Raw genomic sequence first — 24,155 nt, forward strand, 5'->3', positions numbered from 1 at the left:
AGGACGGGCTATCCGCATTTACCCTCAGCCAGGAACACGACAGAGGCACCACCAGGCCACCCCGGCCGACCGCACCCCACCGGGGTGAAGTGCGATCGGCCGACTTCCGTCACTTCAGCGCGTACGCCCGGATGATGGTCTGGCGTTGAGTGTTGCCGTCGGGGTCGGTTACCACGGAACGCAGCGAGACGAACTCCGTGCCGGCCGGGTGGTCGACGGTGACCGCCCACCGGTTGTGGTCGCCCCCGGCTCTGGTCGGTTTCCAGCTCCTGCCGTCGTCGTAGGAGACCTCGACAACCGGGGTGGAGACCCGGCCCGGGCTGTCGCTGCCATTGCGCTGCACCGAGACCGGGATCGTGAACGGCCGGCCGGCGGGTGCGGCGTTGTGGTCGTCGAGATCCGGCGCGTACCGCACGGCGAGCAGCGGCAGGTGGACGGCGTGCAGGGGATCGTCGTTGCGCTGCGAGGCGAAGGTCCACTCCACGTCGATCCGGGTGGACAGTCGGGCGTGGCCGGACTGGTCGGCGGTGGTTCGGAGCGCGTACACCGCCCGTTCCGGTCCGACCTCGAACACGCCACGGGTCGCCTCGTCGGACTCGCCGATGACCACACCGTCGCGCAGCAGTTGGGTCTTCCCAGGCAGGAAGTTGTCACCCCAGCGGCCTCGGCCCTGGTCGGAGAGGAGCGACTGTTGGAGGTGCAACTGGTCCAGGCCACGGAACGACGCGCTGCCCCCGTACCGGGCGCCGGCCATGGCGGGTCCGAACACGCCGACGTTCCAACGTACGGTGGTGGTCCTGCTCCGGGGGAAGACCGTGGGTGTGTACTGCGTGAACTGGGTCCGGATCTGGCCGTCGACGACCTCGTTGAAGGCACGCAGGTCCCACGGCACGTCCGGGGTGTAGTACTCGGTCAGGGCGCCGGGCAGGGGGATGGCGACGGCGAACTCGCGGAGGCCGGTCGAGCCGGGTGTGCTCACGGCGTGCTCGGCACGGACCCGGGCGAGGTCCTGTCGCCGGTCGTTCCACCCGGGTGTGCGGGGGATCCCGTCCCTGTTGCGCTTCAGCTGGTAGAGGTAGGGGCTGTTGTCGAACGTCTGGCCATTCCACTTCGCCATCAGCGTCTCGACGGTGAAGGTGAAGTCGTCGTGGCGGGTTGTCGACGGTTTGACGGTCAGGTCGGAGAGTTGCCCGGCCGGTACCCAGGTCGTCGCGCCGACGGGGCCGCGTCCGTTCCCGAGTTCGCGGATGTAGTCGAGCCGGGTCTGGACGTGCCGCGCGGTCGGGTCGTCGATCGTGATGTCGACCGGCACCGTTTCACGGGCGTCGTAGACCACCTCGGTGTCCCGGGTGACCACGAACGTCGGCTCGGCGAAGTCCGCCAGGCGCCCGGTCTCCGGGTCCGAGACGAAGCCGGTGTAGGTGTATTCCCCGCGCGGCAGGCGGAGGGTGATCGGGCCGGTGGCAAAGCCCTTGTAGATGCCGACGTGGTCGATCGGGACGAACCGGTAGCGGTACTCGTCGGCCGGCGTCCCGTCGTGGCCGATCGCGTTCACGGTGACGTCGTAGCTCTCGATCTCCCGGCTAACCGCGACCGGTGTACGGACCGCGCCGCCACCGTTCGACGGGGTCGCGCTGACCACGCCGGTGAAGGCGCCGGTGGGTCCGTCGAAGGTGGTGTCGGCGGTGACGGTGGTGGTCGCCTGGCCACCGGCCGGGACGGTCAGCGTCGCGGGGGCGAAGGTGAACATCCCCGCCGGTGCCGGCGACCGGTCCTCGCTCCGGACATCGGCCGCGAGGTCGAGCGTGACCGGGCTGGTGCCGAGGTTGGTGTAGGTGAGGGTTCTGCTGATCGGCTGGTTGTCGTGGTGCGGCCACCGTACGGTGCCCAGGTTGAGGTTCGTCGGGGAGGCGACCGCCGTCGTCCTCAGGGCTGCGGCGAGGTCGACCCGGCCGGCACCCTGCTCGAAGATCGTCAGCCCGTCGTTCGGGGCGGCGCTGCCCATCAGAGCGGCCTTGAGCTGGTCCGCTTTCCAGTCCGGGTGTGCTCCGGCGAGGATCGCGGCCGCGCCGGCGACGTGCGGGGTGGCCATCGAGGTGCCGGAGAGCGTCAGGTGGCTCTGACCCGGCTCACCCTGCCCGCTGTTCCGGCCCCGCGCTGCGGTGATGTCGACGCCGGGCGCCGTGATGTCCGGTTTGATCCCGCCGTCCAGAATTCGCGGGCCGCGCCCGGAGAACTCCGCCAGCTCGTCATCGCGGTTGACCGCACCCACGGTCAGGGCGGCGTCAGCCGTGCCCGGCGACTCGATGCTGGCCGAGTCGTTGCCCGTGGCGACCACGAACAGCGTGCCCGTCCTGGCGGTGAGTTCGTTCACCGCCCGAGACAGCGGATCCGTGCCGTCGCTGGGGCCGCCGCCCAGGCTCATGTTCACCACATCGGCGCCCTGCGACGTGGCCCACTCCATGCCCGCGATGACCGAGGACTCGCTTCCGGAGCCGTCGTCGCCGAGCACCTTCGCGTTGAGGATCCGAGTGTCCGGCGCGACTCCCCGGTACCGGGCGTCCCGGCCGGTGACGATGGACGCGACGTGGGTGCCGTGCCCGTGCCGGTCGTCGGTGTCGGAGCCGCCGGTGAAGTCACTCGCACCCACCACCGCGTCGGCCAGGTCCGGGTGCCCGGCGTCGATTCCGGTGTCCAGCACCGCGACCGTGGTACCCGCCCCGGTGTGCCCGGCGCTCCACGCCGCCGGCGCGCCGATCTGCGGCACCGAGTGCTCCAGCGACGCCCGGACTCGCCCGTCGAGCCAGACCCGCTCCGCGCTCCGAGCCGTCGGCCAGTACGCGGCGGAACGCTCCACGGAGACGGCCGTCACGCCCACGGCCGGCAGCACCCGGTTCACCCGGGCGGCCGCGCTGCGCGGTGTCGGGCCGGCGTGGTCGACGATCAGCGGCAGCCGGGTGGCCGTGGCGTCGTCGAATCCGGACTCGACCAACTCGGTGACGTTGAACAGCCGCGGGTCCAGCCGGCCCGCTCGCAGGAGGGCCTGCGCGTCCTCGGGCACGACGTTCGTGTCACCCCGTTCGTCGGTGTACGAGTGGAACACCAGGTGTTCCCGGCCCTTCGCCGCCCGTACGTTCACCAGGCGGTTGCCGCTGACCGTCACCGTGTCGCCGGTCAGCAACGTCACGGTCGCGCTCTCGGCGGCGAGCCGCGGAGCCGGCACAGGGCTGGCCGCCGCTTCCGGCGCGACCACCCCGGACGCCGCCGTGACGACGACCAGTAGCGCCGACAGCGCCGTTCTCTTTCGCATCACCATCTCCCAACTGTTGTTTGGCAGGGCTTCATTCGGTGGGTGTGGTTCCGGTCGCCGGTGGACGACCGGGCGTCGGGCCCTGGTCGACCCGGGACCGACAGCGCCGGGCGGCGGGTTCACCACCGGTGCCGCGACGCGGACTCGCACCTGGCGGCCGGTGGCCGAGGCCGGGAGGCCGTCAGAGTCAGGTGCCCCGGCTCGCCGGGCCGACCACGGTGGACGACCAGCGCCGACGTCGGTCGGATCGCCGAGGGCCGGGCCGGGTCGGGCCGGCCGCGCCGTGGCGGCCCAATCCGGGCGCGACAAGGGTCAGCCGGCGCCTGACCCACTTCGTCGACGACGGCAGGGACCAGCCCGGCGGACGTTCCCGCGACGCCGGAAACGCCAGGCGCCGCCGCCGAGGAAGGCGTAGGTCTCGGGGTGAAGAGCGAGGACGATCTCGCCCGGTCCGTTCGTCGCCGGCCAGGCGATCCCGATACCTGACTCGCCTCAAACGATTCATGTACGACCTTTCGCGGCCCCGGGAACCATCGCCTGTTATCCGCAGGCCGTAGGAGAAGGGTTCACGGGCTGGGCGCCCACGTGGCCGAGCGTCGACAACCGGCGAGTGCCGACCGCGGTTCCAGCCGCTCCGACGCCGGACCCGGTCGTCTGTATAGGGTCCGAGGGATCATCGCCGAGCTGCGGGAGCTGATCCTGTCCGGCGCGCTGCGGGCAGGCGACCGGCTCCCGACCGAGACCCGGCTACGGGATCAGCACGGCATGGCTGCCCGGCTGACGTGGAGGTCTCCCGTCATCCGAAAGGCGCTGACAAAGGCATGAGGTGGCCCGGCTCCCGCTGGCTGGGGCCGGGCGGCGTATGTAGGTGGCGGGCGCGTTATGTAGGTGTGGACGTGTAGCGCGCCGCGCTGGGGAAGACGATGCCGCATTCGGGTCGGCCGGCGACCGACCGGGTGCGCGACTCAGACAGCCGGCCTAACACCTACCGGCGACGTACGAGACCAGGGTGATGATCGGGGTCTTGCCGGCCAGCCCGGCGATGGCGCGCCAGTAGCCGCCCGACCAGGCGAAGTCGGAGCCGGGTCGCGGAGCGTGATGGCTGCTGGGCAGCCTGGCGCGCTCGGTCGGCGGCGGATCCGGGCGCCTGCTCCTGGCGAGCCGGATGGCAGGCAGGAAGGCACCGCCGATGGCTCGGCTCGGCGGCGTTGCGTCCTCGGTCATCAGCCGATCGGATGGTCGAAGGCGATGATCGGCTATTTCCATGTGCGACGGACACCCTGCTACGCCTAGGAAGGAGGCATGACCAACGAGGTGACCGTTCCCCTGCTGCCGTGCGCATCCATTGACGACATCGAAACCTTTTACGGAGTTCTCGGTTTCCGCACCACGTACAAGCAACGCAAGCCCAACGCGTGTGTGGGGGTGCAGCGGGAAGACCTGAATCTACAATTTTTCGAAATCCCCGGGTTCGACCCGGAGCAGTCCTATGGGTCCTGTCTCGTAATCACCGCGGACATCGAGGGACTACACCGGGCATTCGCAGCCGGCATGCGCGCCGCGTACGGCAAGGTGCTGGTGTCCGGAACGCCGCGGATGACCCGGCCCAGGGCGCGGAAGAACGCCGACGGGGTGGGCGGGTTCAGCATCATCGACCCGGGCGGCAACTGGATCCGCGTCTTTCGGGACGCCGCCACCGCGCCCATGCCGGCCGCCACGCCTGCCGGGCGGCTGGCCAAGGCCCTGGCGAATGCTGTCGTGCAGGCCGATTCCAGGGGAAGCGTCGGACAGGCTGTCCGGATCCTCGACAGCGCGTTGGCCCAGTCACGAGCCGACGACGACCCGGTCGAGCAGGTGGAGGTCCTGGTCTACCGCGCCGAACTCGCGATGGTGCTGCACGATCCGAAGACCGCGACCGAGATGCTGGCTCGCGTCCAGTCCGTGGCGCTCACGAAAGACGAAGCGGAGCGGGCGGCAGCCGCATTCGACAACGCCGCCGAACTCGCAGCAGGGCTGCGGTGACTCGCACACAGCGGAGAAGCGCTCGCCGCAGCCGTACGTCCTGGTGTTGAATCAACGGCGGCGGGAGCCGTGGGCTGTCCGAGCGAGCTGATCGTGAAGGCGGAACAGTACGTGGATTCGTCGCGACTCCGCGCTCACGGCTAGCCGGATTCCACGCAAGCTAACGACGCCGTCGCGTACGTCGAATTTCAGGTTCGCACAGCAGTATCGCCCGCCAGCAGTGCGAGCAGGTCAGCGGCTCGTCACCGGAAGTCCGGTGACGAGCGCTGCCGCGACGCCACCACGTCACACTCCCTCCTCGCCTGGTCCCATCCACGCTCGGCCGGCTAGGCTGTGCGGCGCTGCTACTTCACTCACCGGACTGGACGTTCAGGGCGGAATGGCCGACGGGGCGACACACGGCAGGTTGATCGGTCGAGACGCTGAGCTCAGCCTTCTCGCGAGCGCCGTGTCAGGCACGGCGGACGGAGAGCTACGGGCCGTGGCGGTGCGTGGTGATCCGGGGATGGGAAAGACCCGTCTCCTCGCCGAACTGGCCGATCTGGCCCGAGCCCGTGGCTTCGCCGTCTATCACGGTCAGGCGACCGAGTTCGAACGTGCCGTGCCGTTCGGCATCTACGTCGCCGCGTTCGAACCCCAGCCGGGGCATCCGAGCCGGGACGAGCAGGGTGCGCTGACCGAGTTACTGGTGGACGCCACCGGGCCGTCCGAGGCGCGGCGCGCGGGGCTCGACCGCTACCGGCTCTTCCAGCGCGCGCGTCGGCTCATCGAGGACCAGGGAGCGGCCGGTCCGGTCGCCATCGTGCTCGACGACCTGCACTGGGCGGATCAGTCGTCCGTGGAGCTGACCGAGTATCTGTTACGCCGGCCGCCAAGGGCGCCGTTGCTGCTCGCCACCGCGTACCGCGCGGCGCAGGTGCCGGCGGGCATCGCCCGGGCGGTCGCTCAACTCGGCGACGCGACCGTTCACATCAGTCTCACGCCGCTGAGCGAGACCGACGTGGCGGCGCTGCTGCCGGAGGCGGACCGTGGCCGACGACGACTGCTGTACCGCACGACCCATGGGAACCCGCTCTACCTTCAGGTGCTCGCCGACGCCAGCGTGGCGACGCTCACCGCCCTCGCGGAAGCCGGGGATGTGGCGGCCGGCGCACCCGAACGGGCACTGCTGGACGCGGTGAGCACCGAACTGACCGCCCTGACGCCGGATGTCCGGCAGGTGGCCTGCGCGGCGGCAGTGGCCGGCGAGCCGATCTCGTTGAACCTGGTCGCGTCCATCACCGGACTACCCGAGGCCGCCTTCGACCACGCCATCGACCATCTGGTCGGCGTGGGCCTGGTGGTCGAGGCCGACGCCGCCTTCCGGTTCCGCCACCCCCTGGTTCGGGCGGCGGCGTACTGGATGGCCGGCGCGGCCTGGCGGTCGCGCGCGCACGACCGGGCGGCGGATTACCTGCGCAGCAAGGGCGGCCCGCTGCAACTGCTGGCCCACCACACCGCACGATCGGCGCAACACGGCGACGTGCAGGCGGTACGGACGCTGGAGGCGGCGGCTGCGGCGGCGGTGGACGCCGCGCCGTCCACCGCCGCCCGGCTGCTACGGACCGCGATCCGGTTGCTGCCGGATGACGAGGACCGGGCCGGGTGGCGGGTCCAACTGCAATGGGCACTGGGTCGTGCGCTGGGAGTGACCGGCGACCTGACGGCCAGTCGGCAGATTCTGCAGGAGGTGATGCGGGCGCCGGGACCGCTGCGGATCGCGGCGGTGGGTTTCTCCTCGATGATCTATCGCCTGCTCGGCGACTTCGACGAGGCGAAGGCCCTGGTCACCACCGAGCTGACCCGGCCGTACGCGCGCGACCGGTCGACCAGCCTGACCCAGGTCGGGCTGGCCGCGGTCGAGCTGATGGGTCGGGAGCCGGGAAAGGCTCGGGTCGCGGCAGCCGTCGCGCTGCGCTCCCTGCGGGACACGGACGACGAGGCGCTTGAGTCAGCCGCCCGGGCCATCCAGGCGCTGGCCGGTCTGCGCGACGGCGACGTGGTGGCGAGCCGGAGCGAGACCGACCGGGCGGCGTGGCTGGCGGACGCGATGACCGACGAGGCGCTCGCGCCGCACCTCGAGCTGATCGCACCGCTGGCCTGGGTCGAAATGCACCTGCGACGGTACGACGACGCGTCGCGACATCTGCGCCGAGGGCTGGACATCGCCTCTCGTGCCGGACGGAGCCACAGCGTGCCGTACCTGCTCATCGTCGTGTCCGCGTTGAACGAGCGGCAGGGCCGACTGATCGAGGCGGTGACCGCCGCCGAGGAGGCCCGCGAGGCGTCCCGGCTGATCCACAGCCGGGAGACCCTGGCCATGTCCAGCATCCTGTTGCTGCGTCCGATGTTTTGGCGGGACGGACCACGGGCCGCTCTGGAACTGGCCGAACGGATCTCCGGCACCCGACCCCGGTCGGGCTGGTGGTCCGGGTTGGGACAGCTCGACCGGGCACTGGTGTACGTCGAGGCCGGGCAGCCGAAACGCGCTCTCGCCACGCTGGCCGGAGAGGACCCGGCCGACGAACTGACCAGGACGTACTGCCTGGCCCTCCAGGCGATGGCCACCGCCGCAACCGCCGCCGGTGCCGAGTCCGAAGCCGGTTCGCTCGCCGAACACGCACTTTCCCGGGCGATGACGTCGGGTCTGCCGCACCAGTTGGGTTTTGCGCATCGGGCGCAGGCGAAGGTGCTCATGCTTTCCGGGCGGTCGAAGGAAGCGGTCGGTCACGCGGAACAGGCCGCCGCCCATTTTGCCGCCGCCGGTGCGCCGGTCGAGGAGGGACTCGCGCGGCAGCTCGCCGCCGAACTGTATGCCGCCCAGGGCGCGACCGCGCAGGTCCGCACCGAGATCGGCCGGGCCAAATCCCTGTACGTCGCCGCCGGGGCGGCCTGGCTCTCCGCCGCGTTGGCCCGCGATGAACGCCGACTGGCCGCCCGAGCGCCCCGGGGACAGCGGCAACCGGCCAACCCCGTCTCCGCACTCACCACCCGGGAACGGCAGATCGCCGACCTCGCGGTGAGCGGTTTGACGAATCAGCAGATCGCGGAGCGGCTGCACCTGAGCCCCAAGACGGTGGAGGCTCATCTTTCCCGTACCTTCGCGAAGCTCGGTGTCCAGTCGCGCGTCACGCTCACCCAGCGCCTGACCGCGGACGCGCGGGTTCGGGACGACTGAGGCCGACGGCGTGGACGTCGAGTTGATGTAGGGGGTGGGGTAGGGAACCGCCCGATGCTAGCGATGGTCGATGTGGAGCATGCTGCTGCGGCAAGCCAAACGATCATCGAGGGATGTGCACATGTTGCCCTTCCGCGTTACCAGACGTATCCGGACCCGCGTGGTCCTGACGGCGTTGTTCGCCACCCTGGGGCTGCTCCTGCCGGCAGCCGTGGTCAGTGCCGATCCGATACCGCTGCCGCCTCGGCCGCCGTTCCCGTCGCTCTCGCCACTACCGCCCGGCGTTCCGTTGCCGCCGAACCCCGGGGTCCCGCGGCCTCCGACCCTGCCGCCGTGCCCGCCGACCTGTATCAACCTCGGACCGGAGCCGTACGACGCCGTCGTCTACGGCGACAGCTACACCAGCGGTGAGGGCGCGAGCCACAACCACCGGTACGTGACGAAGGCCGACGGTACGGAGGACTTCCGGCACCAGTCCGGGCTCGCCCCGTTCGCCGTGGCCTGGGCGGCCCTGGAGATGGGCCGGTTCCCGTACAAGAGCCTGAATCTCACCTCGGAAACGATGCAGTCGGTTGTCACCCGTGACCGTCTCTTCTTCAACGCCTCGTCCGGCGCGTGGATCAAGCACCTCGACGAGCCGCAGAAGGAATGCAAGACCTGCTCGGCCATCCGTAACCAGCCCCAGGCCCAGGACGTCCCGACCATGGCGAAGATCGCCTACTTCGGGCTCGGCGGAAACGACGCCGGCTTCGCCGATCTGGTCAGCACGGCGGTCGAGGCGTACATGAACCCGAGGACCGGTGACTTCCGGGTGCAGGCCTGGCAGCGGGACCAGGAGCAGGCGGTGGCCGCCGAGGTGGGCCGACTGCAGCCACGGATCGACGGCCTCAAGGACAAGGTCGCGGACGGGTTGTTCAGCGTCCGGGAAACCCATCCGGTAGCCGAGATCGTGGTGGCGCTCTACCCGATGGCGGTCAAGCAGTCGGGCAACACCGGCATCCGCGAGATCACCGGCCGGAGCATGGACCTGATGTATCCGTTCGCGGCCAAGGTGAACCAGGCCATCCGGGACGGGGTGGCACTGTTCGAGTCCAGGTATCCGGGGACGAAGGTCCACGTCTTCGACCCGAACACCGCCGGGCCGAACGGGAGCAGCGTGATCGCCGGACACGAGCTGGGTCAGCCCAACTCGTACATCCATGGTCTCGTCAACCGCCCGGACGTCTTCTTCCAGGGACAGTTTTTCAAGTCGTTCCAGGAGAGCTTCCACCCGAACGAGCTTGGCTCGGTGGCCATCGGCAGGGCGCTCGCGACCTTCATGGCCGGAAAGTTCCCGTCACTCTTTCCGGCCGGGCCGAACTTCGACAAGCTGACCATCAATGCGCAGCCGTTGGTCACGTCGGAGGAAGACAACCAGGCGGTCCTCCAGTACGCGGCCACCAACCCGACGGAGGTGTGCGAGGAGACCGAGATCGACAGCATGTGCCGCTTCATCACCCCGACCGGCATCGTCATCGACCACAACCTCTGGTTCAACCCGAGATGGCAGCCGTCGACCGGCGGCGACCCGGTCCCGGGTGGCTCCGACACCGGCTCACCCGGCGGTGGTGGTAACGGCGGGTCGACCTGGAATCCGGCCGAGTACATTCCGAAAGACCCGTGTGACATCTTCCGGCCGGTTCGCTACGAGTATTACACCGGGGTGCGGATGCAGGGCGGACCGCTGCAAACTCCGCGGACCATCGACGAGATCGTCTTCGTCCCGACGAAGCCCAAGTGCATCCCCGGCATCGGGTTGGTCTACGAGTAACCGTCGCTCATCACGGCCATAGCCACGGCAACGGCCACAGCCACAGCCGCCGCCCCGACCGAACGGTCGGGGCGGCGGTGTCGTGTCAGCAGTCTGCCGCAGGCTGCGGATGGAGCGCGTCGAGAGGCAGGAGGCGCCGGGTCGGGCTCGGCACGGGTCCCGGCCCGAAGGGGATGTCGAGGCGCGTCACCGTCTGGCTCCGGTCACTGTCCGGCCGTGGGCGCCTGTCCGTCGCAGCCGTGCTGGTCGGCTGTTTCGTCCGGGCGATGGTCATCGTTGGGCTGTCGTTCTCCCCGCAAGGTGGGCCGGGGCACTTGACGAGGACGGAATCGGTCCTGGATCCGCACCCGGTGCGGCCCGGCTTCGCGTTCCGTGCCCATCAAGTAGGCGTACGTACGGTGAGCCGGCCGACGAACGAGCCGAGACCTGAGCGGCTTCCGCCGATGACTACTACTCGCCGTGCGCCCACGGTGGTACTGGTGCACGGCGCGTTCGCCGACGCCTCGGGCTGGAACGCGGGCCGCCGCGAGCCCGCCCATTTCGCCCCCAACGAAAGGATGATGAATCGTGAGCAAGAAACCGACTGTGGTGTTGGTGCACGGAGCCTTTGCTGACGGCGGCGGGTTCAGCCGGGTCGCTGAGCGGTTGGTCGCCGCCGGCTATCCGGTGGTCGCGGCACCGAATCCGCTGCGGGGGCTCAGCTCCGACGCTGAGCAGGTCCAGGCCCTGCTGCACAGCATCGAGGGACCGATCGTGCTGGTCGGACACTCGTACGGCGGCGCGGTGATCTCCGCGGCCGCCGTCGGAAACGCGAACGTGAAGGCACTGGTTTACCTCGCGGCGTTCGTGCCGGAAACGGGCGAGAGCGTACAGGCGCTCGTCGAGAAGTTTCCGGGCAGCACCGTGGGCGAGTCCCTGAAACCGGTGCCGTTGCCGGGCGGCCAGGTCGATTTGTACATCGACCCGAGGGTGTTCCACGCACACTTCGCGGCCGACCTGCCGGCCGGGGAAGCCGCAGTCCTGGCGATCACACAGCGCCCGGCCACCGGCGCTGCCCTCGGCGAGCCGGCCGCCGGCCCGCAGGCCTGGCAGGCGCTCCCGAACTACCACCTGATCAGCGGCGCGGACCGGATCATCCCGCCAGCGGCACAAGAATTCATGGCCCAGCGCTCGGGCGCCACCGTCGAGCGGGTCGAAGGCGCCTCGCACCTCGTGTTCGTCTCACACCCGGCCATCGCGGTGGCCCTCATCGAGAAGGCGGCGACCGAGCATGCTTAGGAATGACAACGCGACGCGATGGGGCGTGCGCATCCACATCCTTGGCTACGTTGCCGGCAACCTGATTCAGATCCTCGTGTGGTGGCTGTTCACCCCGGAACAACACTTCTGGCCCGTCTGGTCGATCCTGGGCTGGGGTGCCGGACTGGTGGCCCACATCTGGACGGTCCGTGCGACGGCCCAGAAGTTCATCCAATCCTGAGCGGAGCGGCGACTCGCCGGCTTGGTCCGGGCCTGCTCGTCGACGGCACGGACGCTGCCGCTCAGCGGCCCGGGCCAGCCGGAGGACGCGCTCGGTGCGATCGGCGCCTAGTTCCAGAGGCTGGGGACTTCCCGTGCCGCTCGGAACCGGCGACCCAGGCGGGAGTTGCGCCAGAAGTACGTGCTCACCCCGATGACGCAGGTCGAGCCGAACAGCACGAGACCCACCCGTAGGCCGGTGTTGTCGATTGGTTCGGGGTGGCATCCGCCGTCGGCGTAGTCGACGGTGACGCTCGTGCCGATCGGCGGCAGCAGGCGGTTGGGGAAAAGGGCCTGCTCCATGCCGCAGATCACTCGGCCGTCCGCCGTCTCCACGGAGAGCAGAGCGGAGTTTCCGGCCCCCGGCTGGGACGGCACGTGCCCGAGCACGGTGCCGTCCAGCAGCACCCCCACCGGCTGCGGCGCCGAATCCGTTGTCAGACCAGCGACGACCAGCAGTGGAGCGGCGGTGACACAGAAGACGATCACCGCGACGCGTAACTTGTCGAAGGCATAGCCGCTATAGATGGTGCCCACCGCCGCTCCGGGACATGCGGACAGTGTAGGAACCGCCGGCGAGATCGATGATCGGTCGTCCCGTCGGTCCGGGACATTTCCGTCGAGACGCTGGTCGACGCTGACGCTGCCGGCGGCCCCCTCCGACGCTGCCGGTGGCCTTTCTGACGACTCGTGACTCGCGGACGTGCGCGCCACAGCATGTTCACCCGACCATCATCGGCGACCCGACCGAACTCGGGCAGCGGCAGGACTACCCGCTGCTCGACCTGACGCTCAAGACCAGCGTCTGCCCACCCCGGCAGTACCTGGCGATCGGCAACCACGAGTACCACGCGAACGAGCCGGTCAGCCGACCGAGGTCCGCCGGTACGGGTTCTCCGAGCAGAACCGTACCGGCGGGCAGGTGCGAGCCTCGCCCGGCTCCCGGGACGTCGATCGTTGCCCGCTCATTTCGAAGTCGCGCAAAATGTTCGCTCTCCTACTTGGATAGGGGCTGTCGGCTCGACCGTTCCTTGTCATGTGGGGGCGGCGATGATCAGGCAGGATCTCTGTCGCCGGTGGCCGCCCTCCAGCGCCGAGACCGCCGCCCTCGGGTGCCGACGGGTCGATCTCCGGCAGGAGCCGGGTCAACAGATCGGCCCGGTGAACGCGTCTGAAGCGGTAGGCGATCGGAGGGATACCGCAGCGATGACGTTCGAGGATTATGTGGCGGCGCGTGGGCCGGCACTGGTTCGCCTGGCGCGGCTGCTCACCGGCGACCGCCATCGCGCCGAGGACCTGGTGCAGGAGGTGCTCGGTCGGGCGTACGTCCGTTGGCGGTCGATCAGCCGCAAGGACCGGCCGGATGTCTATGTGCGACGGATGTTGGTGAACGCGGACGCGTCGTGGTGGCGACGCCGGTCCAGCCGCGAGACACCGGTCGCGTCGGAGGTGATGGCCGTGGTGGTCGACCGCTCGGCCGCGAGCCGGGCGGACGCCGATCCGGGTGCCGCCGCGGCGGAACGCGACGCCGTGTGGCGCCTGGTCGCGGCCCTGCCCGAGCGGCAACGGGCCGTGTTGGCGCTTCGTTACTACGAGGACCTGGACGACGCGACGATCGCGGAGATCCTGGGCTGTTCCCCGGCCACCGTTCGGACCCACGCGATGCGGGCGTTGGCCGCTCTGCGTACGCGGCACCCGGTCAACCGATGACGAGGAAGGTCGAGGGTATGAACGACGTGGAGGAACTTCTCACCGAGAGCCTGCACGGCCGAGCCGCCGGTGCCGTGGACGGGGTGGCTCTGCTGGAGCGGGCCAGGTCGCGCGGTCGCTCGTACCGCCGTCGCCGCCGCTTCCTGGCCGGGACCGGCCTTCTCGCGATCAGCGCGATCGTCGCCGTCGGTGCGATCACCGGGACGGCCCTCTGGCCCAGCGGAGGCAACTCCTACGGGCAGGGCACCGGGGTCGTCGGCGCTCTGCCAGAGGCGACCGGCGAGCCCGGCGCGCGGGCCGAACCCGACCGGGTCGGCACCGACGTCAACCTGGTCCACTTCGACGCGCCGGAGTTGACCCGTACGGCCCGGCACTACGACTGGACCAGCGGCAACGGCTACGAGCAGTTGGAGGTCGGCGTCGGCGAGCAGGACCTGGTGTACGCCGCCATCGGAGCCGACATGACCGTCCTGGACAGCCTCGACCGTCAGAACGAAGTGGGCGTGGTTGTCCGCGAGCAGCCGGTGCCGGGTCTCTGGTTGCGGGTCCAAGCCACGGACGACAAGCTCGCACGGCAGGTGATCGGCGCACTCGACCTGGACCGGGTGCAGCGGATCGTGCTGCCGTTCCAACTCGGCCCGCTGCCGGAGGGTGCCCGGGTGGTCCGTGCCTCGGTGGGCTTCGTGGAGGGTGCGTACGCCGACGGGGGCGTCCTGCTCGAACGCGCCCGGACCGACCGGATGGAGGTCCAGGCACAGTACGCGCCCGGCCAGTCGGGCTCTACCGGACGGGCCAACCACGTCGCCGGGGACCGACAGGCGTTCCTGTACCCGGGCCAGGACGAGGTGGAGCTGCTCGGTTTGAAGAACCTGCATCTCAGCGCGCGCATCGGCAAGGGCGACCACCAGGGGTTCGGCGTCCCGGAGGCGGATCTGGTCCTGGGCGCGGTACAGGTGGCGACCGAGGTGGAGAACATCTCGACCTGGCCAGAGACCCTGACGCGATGAGGCGCGACGGCTGCGCGTAGCCGTTCGCCGGGTGGGCGCCGCGGACCTGCGGTTGGCCGCTGGGCAGAGATCGATCCTCCGCCCAGCGGCCGGCGTTGCTCCTACTCGTCGTTCACGATTGCTTGCTGCTGTTCCAGGTCAGGTCGGCCATGGTGGCGGGTTAGATGCCGTAGGCATCGGCGATCCCGGTGCCATCGCCCTCGCCTGGGCGTCAGTCTGCGGTTTCGGTGGTGACGACGATGTTGCCCTGTTTGACGGCCTGGCCGAACTTGGTGCCGGTGTGGGGGAATCGCCAGAGTTCCCGGTTGCCGGCTTCGCAGCAGTCGACGACGGCGGCGAGGTCGTTGTCGCCGTCGTTGTCGAAGTCGCCGTTGGTGAACTGGAGGGTGCGTCGCCAGTCCCGCTCATCGGTGCTGTCGACCTCGCTGTCCCACCAGGTCGCCGGGGAGGCGAAGACCGTACCGGTCGAGGTGAGGACCTTGATGGTGGTTTTGGCGCCGTGGTCGTAGAGGGCTACCAGGTCGTCGGCGGCGCTGCCGTCGACGTGGACGGCGGACCAGTTGGCGGCGTTTCCGGTGAAGGTGGCGGGATCGGCGTCGGTGTCGCTGTCCCACCACTGGGTTCCGGCGGTGAATCCGGTTCCGGTGGAGGCGTGGACGCGTACGGTGGTGTGGGTTCCGGTGGTGTCCTGGGCGACGGCGAGGTCGGTCTTGCCGTCGCCGGTGAAGTCACCGGCGACGATCTTGGTGTTGTTCCAGGTGTAGGTGCCGGCGCTTTGGGCGTACGCGGGGGTCCCGGTCTTGGTGAATCCGGTCCCGGTGGAGGGGTAGACGTAGGCACGCCAACCGCCGGCGCCGTCGTTGACAACGGCCGCGGCGTCGGCGATGCCGTCGCCGGTGAAGTCGCCAGCGAAGGTACGGGCGTCGCTGAGCGACCAGGTGCCGGCGTCGAACTCGGCCCACTCGCTCCGGTACTGGTTGGTGTCGGAGCGGAGCAGGAACAGGCGTACGTGGCCGTCGGGGTCTTGCCGGAAGAGCGCGATGTCGCTGCGTCCGTCGTTGTCGAAGTCGCCACCGGCAGTCTGGATCTTGTTGATGGCGTATCCGCCGTTGATACCGCTGTCCCAGACCATGGTGGCCGGGTAAAAGTCCGTACCGGAGGAGATCGTCGTCCAGCCGGCGGTACGCCCGAAGCCCATGTCGAGGATGGTCGCGACGTCGGCCATGCCATCGCCGTTGATGTCGTTTCGCTTGTCCGCGACCGTGGCGTCGCCGCTCGCGGAGAGCAGGCGAGGCCCGGTGGTGTCGGCTCGTACGTTGCCGGCCCTGTCCACGGCCCTGACCCAGAGGTTGGCGACGGCGGTGCCGGGGAAGTCGGGGTCACCCCAGAGGGTGATCGGGACGGTGGCCTTGCCGGTGGCATCGGCCGGCGCCCAGAGGAGGACGTCGTTGTCGAAGCCGTAGTGGTAGCCGGCGATGTCGGTGTCGCCGGCGGCCGGGTTGAATGTGACGATTCCGACGGTGCCCACGTTGGTGTTCTCGCCATTGACGGGGTAGTCGGCTGAGGTGATGGTGGCTGGCCCGGGGTCGATGTCGTCGATGAGGAAGTAGCACCGGCGGGTGGGTTCGCCGATCGCGCCGCCGGTGTCCTTGGCCCAGGCCAGGTAGTAGTAGACGGTCTCGTTGGTGGTCAGGGTGCCGTCGGGGACGGTGGGCCAAATGACCACCCCGCCCGACGGGATGGTCGCCGAGTCTGCCGGTCCGTATGCCAGTGCGTCCCCGGACGCCTCTCTGATCTCCAGGTAGGCGGTGAGGTTGTTTCCGTCGGCGTCGGACAACCTGGCGGTGAAGGTGGGGTTCTTCATGCTCTGCGAAAGCAGGGTCGGGTTCGTCGCGCTCCCGCAGGGAGTCGGTGGATAGGTGTTCAACTCCCTGGGTACGTCCGGGGGCGCCGTCGCGGCGCTCGCGATTGGCGCGGGGCCGGCAACCAGCGCGGTCGCCGCCAACAGGAGTGTGGTGACGACTACGGGTACGCGCCTACGCAAACTTGGTGAACCTCTGGATGCGTCTAGGAAAGAGGACATCATGGAGCCCTTCCGCGAAGATTCGAAAGTGGACAGCGGATCGTATGGGCTTGACTGCGTACCGTCAAGATCTTTTGAAGTCTGAGTCGGTCATGGTCAAGGTCCCTCACTGGGTTGGCACTAGCGCCGACAGGTTTGTTATGGAAACCTGTTGGCATGACTACTGAATCGTTGGCCGCTGGCGGCGACCCCCGCCGGCTGTTGTCCGACGTACGCACGCTCGCCCACCGGGTGCGGGTCGACCAGCGGATGACCTGGGTCGCGCTGCTGGTGCTGGCCGCGGTGACGCTGGTGGGGATCCCGTTCGACTGGTTCGGAATGGCGGTGCACTGCCTGCCCGACGGCGGCTGCCAGTTCGCGCGCCGGGGCGTCCTGTACTACTGGCCGCCGGCGCTGCTGCTGGCGTACGCGGTCATCGCCGTCTGCTACGTGCGGGCCGCGCGGGCGCGGGGGTTGGGCGCCCGGGTCCTGCCGTACGCGATCACCGGTGCCGCGACGACCGCCGTGTTCACCGCCGCATGGGTGGCCGCCGCCCTCTACTTCCCGAACCACCCGGCGTCGCTGCACCCGCTCCCGTACTGGGGGTTCGTGCTGGACCGGCTGATCGCACCGTGGGGCATGATCGGGCTCGCGTTGCTGGTGCTGGCCCGGCTGGAGCGCAACCTCGGGCTGCTGCTGTTCACCGCCGGCTATCTGGTGTTGGTGCTGCTGGTGCTGCCGATGAACACCGGCTGGGGACCGTTCCACTGGGGACTGCGGGCCCAGTTCGCGATGCCGCAGCTCGTCAGTGGCATGGTGCTGCTGCTCGGCGCGGCCGGCTTCGCGGCAGCCCGACGGCGGCACCGGTGACGGCCGTGACCGACACCCCGGGCCCGGCCGCCCCGCACCCGGTCACCGGGCTGGACGACGTCGTCCACCAGCGAGTGCGACTCGGCATCCTCACCATCACGCACGAGGCCCGCCGCGTCGAGTTCGGCTATTTGCGTACCCAACTCGACCTGACCGCCGGCAACCTCTCCAAGCACCTGAGCGTGCTCGAGGCGGCGGCTCTGATCGAGGTGGAGAAGGGCTACGAAGGCCGGCGAGGCCGCACCTGGATCACTCTCACCCCCGCCGGCACCACCGCCCTCGCCGAGGAGATCGAGCGACTGAAGCTGCTCATCGCCCGAGTCGAGACCCCTGACACCACGGAGGACCGATGACCACCGCACTGACCCGCCGACGTCTGCTCACCGCCGCGCTCGCCACCGGGGCCGCGGTACCGCTCGGCGCCGGGTGGGCGGCCCCGGCGCGGGCCACGGCCGGCCCGGCACGGATCACGCTGCCCACACCCACCGGGCCGCACCGGATCGGCACCGTGTCGCTGCACCTGGTCGACACATCCCGCCCGGACCCGCTCGCCGGCCGAGGTCACCGCGACCTGATGGTCAGCGTCTGGTATCCCGCCACCCGGGCGGCCCGGCGTTACCCCCTGGCGCCGTGGATGCAGCCCGCGCCGATGGGTGCGTTGCTCGCGGCCAACGGATTCGACCCCGATGTCGTGACGGCGCCCCTCACCGCCGGTCACGAGGGCGCCCCGGTGCTCCAGGCGGCCGACCGGCGACCCGTGGTCGTGTTCTCCCACGGCGCCGGTGGCTACCGTGCCGAGAGCACCATCGTCGTGCAGGAACTCGCCAGCCACGGCTACGTGGTTGTCACGGTCGACCACCCGTACGACTCGTACAGCCAGTCTCCCGACGGTGCCCCCACCGTCCCTGACGACGACGTGTCGGTCACACCGTGGGACCACGCCCACGACATCCGGTTCGTCCTCGACCGCGTCGAAGACCTCGCCGCCGGCCGCAACCCCGACGCCCAGTGCCGCCCGCTGCCGGCCGGTCTGGGCGCCGCGCTCGACCCGCGCCGCGTCGGCATGTACGGCTTCTCGAAGGGCGCGACCGCCACCGCCCTCGTCATGAACTCCGACCGGCGCGTACGGGCCGGACTCAGCCTCGACGGTCCGATGCTGTCGCAACCACCCGTGGCCGATCTCGACCGCCCGTTCATGCTGATGACCGCGGTCTTCACCCCCGGCGCCGAAGAGTCCGGCGTCGCCGAGTTCTGGCCGCTCCTGCACGGTTGGCGGCGCCAGGTGCACATCGAGGGTACGACCCACGGGGCGTACTGCGATCCACAGTGGCTGATCCCGCAACTGGCGTCGATCGTCGGGATGAGCGACGACGACCTCGCCGACTGGATCGGCACCTTCGATCCGGTCCGAGCCGTACGCGTCCAGCAGTCCTACCCGCTCGCCTTCTTCGAGACGCACCTGCGCCACCGGCGGCAGCGTCTGCTCGATGGCCCGAATCCGGCCTTCCCGGAGGTCCGATTCGTCTCCTGACCCGCTCTCGTCCAGGATCCGGCCAATCACCGCCGCGAAGGGTTCCCCCTTCACGGCGGTGATTGGCATCGAGCCCCTGATCGCCGTGACGCGCCGCGTCCGCCCGCGGCGAGGTGGACCTATTCCCCGCCGGGCGGGTGGATCGGACCGGGAATGACTTTCTTGGACGGGGTGATGCCCGCTCAGTTGACGGCCCTGGCGAGGGCGTCGGCTACGGCGGCGCGGGCGGGGTCGGGGTTGGCCCAGCTCCAGTTGGGGTGCGCGCGGTTGGTGAGCAGGGCGAGGACGAGCCGACGACCGGGGTCGACGACCAGCGAGGGGCCGGCGAAACCGGTGTGCCCGAAGGCGCGGGCGTTGGAGAGGCGGCCCATGAACCAGGGCTGGTCGAGGACGACGCCGAGGCCGTGGGCGGAGGTGCGGTTCGGGCGGTCCGGGTCGATGGCGGGCTTGCCGGTGTTGTGGTTGCTGAGCATGGCGGCGACGGTGGCTTCGTTCAGGATGCGTACGCCCCGGTGGACACCGCCGTCGAGGAGGAGTTGCCCGATGGTGGCGAGGTCGGCGGCGCTGGCGAAGATGCCGGCGTGTCCGGCGATGCCGCCGAGGTGGTTGGCGACGTCGTCGTGGACGGTGCCGCGGAGCAGGCCGCGCGAGGAGCGGGCGTCGGTGGCGGCGAGGCGGATTGCCTTGGCACGGGCGTTCGGCCAGGTTCGTGGGAGGAAACCGGTGTCGAACAGGCCGAGTGGATCGGTGAGATTGCTCTTGAGTGCTTGGTCGAGGCGTTGACCGGTGACCTGTTCGACGATTTTTCCGGCGACCATGAGGCCGACACTGGAGTAACGGAAGGTGGTGCCGGGGACGGCACCGGAGACCAGCGGGGTGGCGAGGACGGCTCTCCAGCGCGCGGTGTTGTCGGGCAGGCCGGTGACGGTGGCGCCGACGGGCAGGCCGCTGGTGTGGGTGAGCAGCATCTCCACCGTGATCTTGTCCTTGCCGGCCCCGGTGAAACCGGGTAGGTACCTGATCACCGGGGCCTTCAGGTCGACCCGTCCTCGGTCGACCTGTTGCAGCAGCAGGATGGCGGTGTAGATCTTGGTGACCGAGGCCAGGTCGAAGATCGAGTCGTGGCGCATCGGCACCCGCTGGTTGGCGGGAAGCAGGGTGGGGCCGTCCTTGTAGCGCAGTGCTTCGCCCAGAGTGGTGTGAACGGTGGGTACCCCGTTGACCAGGACCACGGCGACCGCGCCGGGGAAGCCGCTGTGCTGGTAACTCTGCGGGGAGGCCGGTAGGTAGCCCCTGAGTACGGCGGTGACGTCGGCCGCGTACGGCGCCTGGTCCGTGACGAGCGGCCTGCCCTCACGGATCGGAATCTTCGTCGAGGGAGCGGCCGGCACACGTCGCGGGGGTACGCCTCGGGCAAGTCCCTTCCCACTCGGCTCGGCGGCGGCCGCCGGTTGGCCGCTGGCGGCGATGACGGTGCCGGTCGCGGCGGCGAGGCCGGCGCCGAGCACGGTACGACGACCGACAGGCAGGTTACGACGAGTGACGGCCATGGCGGCGATGATGTCACGCGCCTGCATCGCCACGCCATCGGTCGATGGGGTTGTGCATTCAGGTCGCTCGAATTACCCCCACGTGTTCGCGTTCATTGTCGGCTGCTCGGACGGTGTCAGTCGGCGGGCTTGCCGAACCAGCGGGAGAGGTGGTCGTCCAGGTCCCGCTGATCGTCGCCGATCCAGGCCACGTGACCGTCCGGGCGGAGCAGGATGCACGGAACCTCCAACATCGCGGTGGGGTCCGCGAGGTGGTCGACCCGGTCCGACCAGCCGCCGACGGTCAGGCGTTCGGTGCGGTCCAGCAGCAGACCTCGGCCGCGACGCAGCAGGTCGTAAAGGTGGCCCTGTTTCACCTCGATGTCGGGCAGGCGACGGCCGAGCAGGTCGGGGCCGACGCCAAGGTCGTAGCGAATGCCGATCGCGGTGATCTTTTCGATCAGATAGCGGTTCACCTCGTCGAAGTCCATCAGTTCGGTGAGCAGCCTGCGTACGGCCCGCGGACCCGGTTCGGTGGAGAGCAGCTCCGTCTGGGCGCGGGTGTTGTCCAGTACCTCCTCGGCGACCGGATGACGTTCGGCCTGGTAGGTGTCGAGCAGTGTCTCCGGTGCCCAGCCGTGGACCTGCGCGGCCAGCTTCCAGCCGAGGTTGAACACGTCCTGAACGCCCAGGTTGAGGCCCTGTCCGCCGATGGGTGGATGGATGTGTGCCGCGTCGCCGGCCAGCAGCACCCGTCCGACCCGATAACGTTCGGCTAGCCGGGTGGCATCCCCGAAACGGGACAGCCAGCGTGGGGAGTGCACGCCGAAATCGGTTCCGGCGATGCTCTGCAACTGTCGCTTGAAATCTTCGAGGGTGGGCGGTCCCGTACGGTCGCTGACGCCCCCGGCGGGAACTATGACGCGATAGACCCCGTTGCCGAAGGGCGCGAGACTGAACCGTCGCTCGGCCTCGCGAATCTCGGCCACCTTGGCGGCGATCTCCTCCTGCGGCACACCCACTTCCAGCTCGCCCATCAGCGTCTCGGTCCGCGAGGGCTCGCCGGGAAAATCGACGCCGAGCAGTTTGCGTACCGTACTGCGCCCGCCGTCACAGCCGACGAGATACCGCGATCGCAGCCGTTCCCCGTCGGCCAGCTCGACGGTCACACCGTCGCCGTCCTGCGCCAAGTCGATCACCGTACAACCGTGCCGAACCTGCGCACCCAGTTCGATCGCGTGTTCTTCGAGCAGGCGGACGATGACGGGCTGCGGTATGCCCAGCAGATAGGCGTACGCGGAGTCCAGTCCTGTGGGTGCGGGTTTGTCGATGGCGGCGAAGAAGCCGGCGGCCGGACGCCGTCTTCCGTGTGCGAGTACGCGCTCCAGCAGCCCGCGCATCGCCAACAGTTCGATACTGCGAATGTGCAGACCGACTATCCGGACGGACGAGACGGGTTCGGTCTCCTTTTCCAGGACGAGTACCCGTACATCGTGCAGCCGCAGTTCGGCGGCGAGCATCGCGCCGGTCGGCCCGCATCCAGCGATGATCACGTCGAACGCGCGGGGGGTGGACTGCGGAAAGTGCATAGGTGTGGCCTTTCGGGAGTGCCCTGTTGGCGGCGCTCCCGGCGACACCTACGTCAGTCGTCCACCGTGACCGGGAGAGGGAGCACCCACATCGATACAACGTTCATGGGTCTCACCTCCTCGGGCGGTGTCACGGTCAGCCGCAAGCTACAAGCCCGAGCATCATCCCGTCCAGTCAATTCCCCAGGTACCTCGATGCGCGGTCCCACCGTGGAGCCGCTCGCCCTCTTCCCGTCTGCTTAGATCGTTTTGACGATCGAGGAAGGGAGCGGTACGCCGTGACGCCGGAGCTTCAGGAGCAGGAAGAACGTCTCCAGTTCGACCGCTTTGACCATGACGATGCCTGGGAGTTGGGGAATCGCCTGGTTGGTCTGGCCAGGGAGCGGGGCCACGCGGTCACCGTCGACATCCGCCGTGGTGACCACCAGCTCTTCCACTACGCGCTGCCCGGCACCTCCCCGGACAACGACGACTGGATCGAACGGAAGATCCGGGTCGTCCGCCGGTTCGGACACAGCTCCTACCTCGTGGGTCAGACCTACCGCGACCGGGGTACGACCTTCGACGAGCAGTCCCGCCTCGATCCGGCCCGGTACGCCGCGCACGGTGGCTGCTTCCCGATCATCGTCAGGGGCACCGGGCCGGTCGGCACCGTCACCGTTTCGGGGCTGCCCCAACTCGACGACCACCGCCTCGTTGTCGAGGCCCTCGGTCTTTTCCTCGAAGCCAACGAAGCGGAGAACCCGGCCGGCTCCTGACCAGCTCCGAGCCGGGGCGCCGGACGCCTCAGACGGGTCCGGCATGGGTGGAGTCGGGCGGCAACGGCAGCGGCCGTACGAGATCGGGCTGCCGCCACCACCGCTGCCGGCCTCGCCGAGCGAGCACGTCGCCGGAGTCGGCCAGGACGATCCGGTCGCCCGGTGCGTTCGTCCAGCCGTGCACCTCCAGCGGGCGGGCCAACTGCTGGTGCAGCCAGCGCAGCACGATGTCGGCGTACTGTTCGGGGCTGCGGTTGGGGTCCTTCGACTCCAGCCGGCCGCCGTGGACGTCCACCCACGCGTCGAGCGGAGACGCGTGGTCACCCCACCCTGCCTCCACCCCACGTCCGCGATCCACCGGCCGGTAGCACACCTCCAGATCGCTCGCGATCCAGGTGTACTCGTCGAACCTGCCGGTCGCCGGCAGTGGGACCGCGATGTACAGGCAGGCGCCGAGCCAGAGCGTCCAGACATCGTCCGGGTCGACCGGCGGCGGATCGTGCTCGGCGGCCGTCGCGAGGGCGTCGACAAACGCCCGGACGTCCGGGTCGTCCCCGGCGTACTCGTCGAACCACCGCCCACTCACCCGATCCTCCTACTCCTTCAGGTGCGGGTCTTGTCGCCAGGATCAGGCGTGGCGGATCGCCCGGGATCACCACACCGTACGGTCGCCGGTCCGGGAACTTGACGCCGACGTGGCGACTCTGGGTTGCATGAGAATTCCGCAGTTGGGCGCCCTGTTCCTGACGACTCTCCTCGGGCTCCTCGCCGGATGTACGGCCGGGGACCCGCCGGTACGGTCGACTCTCCCCGCCTCGCAAGCGCCGGCCGCGGCCGGTACGGGGTGCGGCTCCCCGGTCGAGACCGGTCCGTTGCCGGAGTGGGCTCGGGCCGGGTTCACCGGCGATTCGAGCATGCCGCACGTGATGGGCGACCGGGGAGAGATCGTCGGCGCCATTTTCGGGCATCCGCTCAGCGTCTCCAGGCCGGAGGGGCCGACGAACAAGATCCTTTGGGTGTCCCGGCTCGCGGACCCGCCCGGTGACCTCGTGATCGAGGCCAGCCTCGAAGGCTCGGACACCACCGAGACCCGACGCGTCTCCGGCGGACCCGGTCCGTCGATCATCGATCTCCCGCAGCCGGGATGTTGGCATCTCACCCTCACCTGGCCGGGGCACACGGACACCATGGACCTCGTCTACCGGTGACCCGGTCGGCCGGT

At 69.6% G+C, this 24,155-nt stretch carries 20 protein-coding genes; 13 read left to right on the forward strand and 7 right to left on the reverse strand.

The features are described from left to right. Positions 1-109: 109 nt before the first annotated feature. The gene (locus ACI2K4_RS09535) at positions 110-3,310 is read right to left on the reverse strand and encodes a S8 family peptidase (RefSeq protein ID WP_404509997.1); all 3,201 of its coding nucleotides are present in this window, start codon (positions 3,308-3,310) and stop codon (positions 110-112) included. A 585-nt stretch (positions 3,311-3,895) separates the two neighbouring features. On the opposite strand from ACI2K4_RS09535, the gene ACI2K4_RS09540 reads away from it, so the two are divergent. Further along, the gene (locus tag ACI2K4_RS09540) at positions 3,896-4,135 is read left to right on the forward strand and encodes a GntR family transcriptional regulator (RefSeq protein WP_404509998.1); all 240 of its coding nucleotides are present in this window, start codon (positions 3,896-3,898) and stop codon (positions 4,133-4,135) included. Positions 4,136-4,288: 153 nt separating this feature from the next. On the opposite strand, the gene ACI2K4_RS09545 is transcribed toward ACI2K4_RS09540, so the two are convergent. Further along, positions 4,289-4,534 (reverse strand): hypothetical protein, encoded by a 246-nt coding sequence (locus ACI2K4_RS09545; RefSeq protein WP_404509999.1) that lies wholly within the window; start codon positions 4,532-4,534, stop codon positions 4,289-4,291. 78 nt (positions 4,535-4,612) lie between these two features. Between ACI2K4_RS09545 and ACI2K4_RS09550 the strand changes: the two genes are divergently transcribed. From ACI2K4_RS09550 to ACI2K4_RS09570, 5 genes are all read left to right on the forward strand, one after another. Beyond that, positions 4,613-5,332, forward strand: coding sequence for a VOC family protein (locus ACI2K4_RS09550; protein ID WP_404510000.1), 720 nt, complete (start codon positions 4,613-4,615; stop codon positions 5,330-5,332). Positions 5,333-5,711: 379 nt separating this feature from the next. After that, positions 5,712-8,549 carry an AAA family ATPase gene (locus tag ACI2K4_RS09555; protein WP_404510001.1) on the forward strand — a complete coding sequence of 946 codons (2,838 nt, stop codon included), beginning with the start codon at positions 5,712-5,714 and terminating at the stop codon, positions 8,547-8,549. Between the two features lie 160 nt (positions 8,550-8,709). Continuing rightward, positions 8,710-10,359, forward strand: a complete 1,650-nt coding sequence (locus ACI2K4_RS09560; RefSeq protein ID WP_404510002.1) for a hypothetical protein — start codon at positions 8,710-8,712, stop codon at positions 10,357-10,359. Positions 10,360-10,926: 567 nt separating this feature from the next. Next, positions 10,927-11,637, forward strand: coding sequence for an alpha/beta fold hydrolase (locus ACI2K4_RS09565; protein ID WP_404510003.1), 711 nt, complete (start codon positions 10,927-10,929; stop codon positions 11,635-11,637). 25 nt (positions 11,638-11,662) lie between these two features. Continuing rightward, the gene (locus ACI2K4_RS09570; protein WP_404510004.1) at positions 11,663-11,839 is read left to right on the forward strand and encodes a 2TM domain-containing protein; all 177 of its coding nucleotides are present in this window, start codon (positions 11,663-11,665) and stop codon (positions 11,837-11,839) included. Between the two features lie 107 nt (positions 11,840-11,946). Here the strand turns inward: ACI2K4_RS09570 and ACI2K4_RS09575 are convergent, their stop codons facing one another. Further along, a complete protein-coding gene (locus ACI2K4_RS09575; RefSeq protein WP_404510005.1) occupies positions 11,947-12,414 on the reverse strand; it encodes a hypothetical protein in 468 nt (155 codons plus the stop codon). Positions 12,415-13,083: 669 nt separating this feature from the next. Here ACI2K4_RS09575 and ACI2K4_RS09580 point away from each other — a divergent pair. Next, on the forward strand, positions 13,084-13,587 hold the full coding sequence (locus ACI2K4_RS09580) for a SigE family RNA polymerase sigma factor (protein WP_404510006.1): 504 nt from the start codon (positions 13,084-13,086) through the stop codon (positions 13,585-13,587). A gap of 17 nt (positions 13,588-13,604) precedes the next feature. Then, positions 13,605-14,594, forward strand: coding sequence for a hypothetical protein (locus ACI2K4_RS09585; protein ID WP_404510007.1), 990 nt, complete (start codon positions 13,605-13,607; stop codon positions 14,592-14,594). Positions 14,595-14,805: 211 nt separating this feature from the next. On the opposite strand, the gene ACI2K4_RS09590 is transcribed toward ACI2K4_RS09585, so the two are convergent. Then, positions 14,806-16,458 carry an FG-GAP repeat domain-containing protein gene (locus tag ACI2K4_RS09590; protein WP_404510008.1) on the reverse strand — a complete coding sequence of 551 codons (1,653 nt, stop codon included), beginning with the start codon at positions 16,456-16,458 and terminating at the stop codon, positions 14,806-14,808. 375 nt (positions 16,459-16,833) lie between these two features. Between ACI2K4_RS09590 and ACI2K4_RS09595 the strand changes: the two genes are divergently transcribed. From ACI2K4_RS09595 to ACI2K4_RS09605, 3 genes are read left to right on the forward strand one after another with little or no spacing between them, the layout of a single operon-like run. Beyond that, positions 16,834-17,526 carry a hypothetical protein gene (locus ACI2K4_RS09595; RefSeq protein WP_404510009.1) on the forward strand — a complete coding sequence of 231 codons (693 nt, stop codon included), beginning with the start codon at positions 16,834-16,836 and terminating at the stop codon, positions 17,524-17,526. Beyond that, positions 17,523-17,879 carry a transcriptional regulator gene (locus ACI2K4_RS09600; RefSeq protein ID WP_404510010.1) on the forward strand — a complete coding sequence of 119 codons (357 nt, stop codon included), beginning with the start codon at positions 17,523-17,525 and terminating at the stop codon, positions 17,877-17,879. Before ACI2K4_RS09595 ends, ACI2K4_RS09600 begins: the two co-directional genes overlap by 4 nt. Beyond that, positions 17,876-19,057 carry an alpha/beta hydrolase family protein gene (locus ACI2K4_RS09605; protein ID WP_404510011.1) on the forward strand — a complete coding sequence of 394 codons (1,182 nt, stop codon included), beginning with the start codon at positions 17,876-17,878 and terminating at the stop codon, positions 19,055-19,057. Before ACI2K4_RS09600 ends, ACI2K4_RS09605 begins: the two co-directional genes overlap by 4 nt. 182 nt (positions 19,058-19,239) lie before the next feature. On the opposite strand, the gene ACI2K4_RS09610 is transcribed toward ACI2K4_RS09605, so the two are convergent. Both ACI2K4_RS09610 and rox read right to left on the reverse strand, forming a co-directional pair. Then, positions 19,240-20,607, reverse strand: coding sequence for a serine hydrolase domain-containing protein (locus ACI2K4_RS09610; RefSeq protein WP_404510012.1), 1,368 nt, complete (start codon positions 20,605-20,607; stop codon positions 19,240-19,242). A gap of 116 nt (positions 20,608-20,723) precedes the next feature. Next, positions 20,724-22,175 carry a rifampin monooxygenase gene (rox, locus tag ACI2K4_RS09615; RefSeq protein WP_404510013.1) on the reverse strand — a complete coding sequence of 484 codons (1,452 nt, stop codon included), beginning with the start codon at positions 22,173-22,175 and terminating at the stop codon, positions 20,724-20,726. A gap of 278 nt (positions 22,176-22,453) precedes the next feature. On the opposite strand from rox, the gene ACI2K4_RS09620 reads away from it, so the two are divergent. Then, complete coding sequence (locus ACI2K4_RS09620; RefSeq protein WP_404510014.1) at positions 22,454-22,933, forward strand: heme-degrading domain-containing protein; 480 nt, start codon at positions 22,454-22,456, stop codon at positions 22,931-22,933. 28 nt (positions 22,934-22,961) lie between these two features. On the opposite strand, the gene ACI2K4_RS09625 is transcribed toward ACI2K4_RS09620, so the two are convergent. Further along, positions 22,962-23,519, reverse strand: a complete 558-nt coding sequence (locus ACI2K4_RS09625) for a hypothetical protein (protein WP_404510015.1) — start codon at positions 23,517-23,519, stop codon at positions 22,962-22,964. 127 nt (positions 23,520-23,646) lie between these two features. Between ACI2K4_RS09625 and ACI2K4_RS09630 the strand changes: the two genes are divergently transcribed. After that, on the forward strand, positions 23,647-24,141 hold the full coding sequence (locus ACI2K4_RS09630) for a hypothetical protein (RefSeq protein WP_404510016.1): 495 nt from the start codon (positions 23,647-23,649) through the stop codon (positions 24,139-24,141). Positions 24,142-24,155: the final 14 nt, after the last annotated feature.

The sequence above is a fragment of the Micromonospora sp. NPDC050397 genome, assembly GCF_044901685.1.
Lineage (GTDB): Bacteria > Actinomycetota > Actinomycetes > Mycobacteriales > Micromonosporaceae > Micromonospora_G.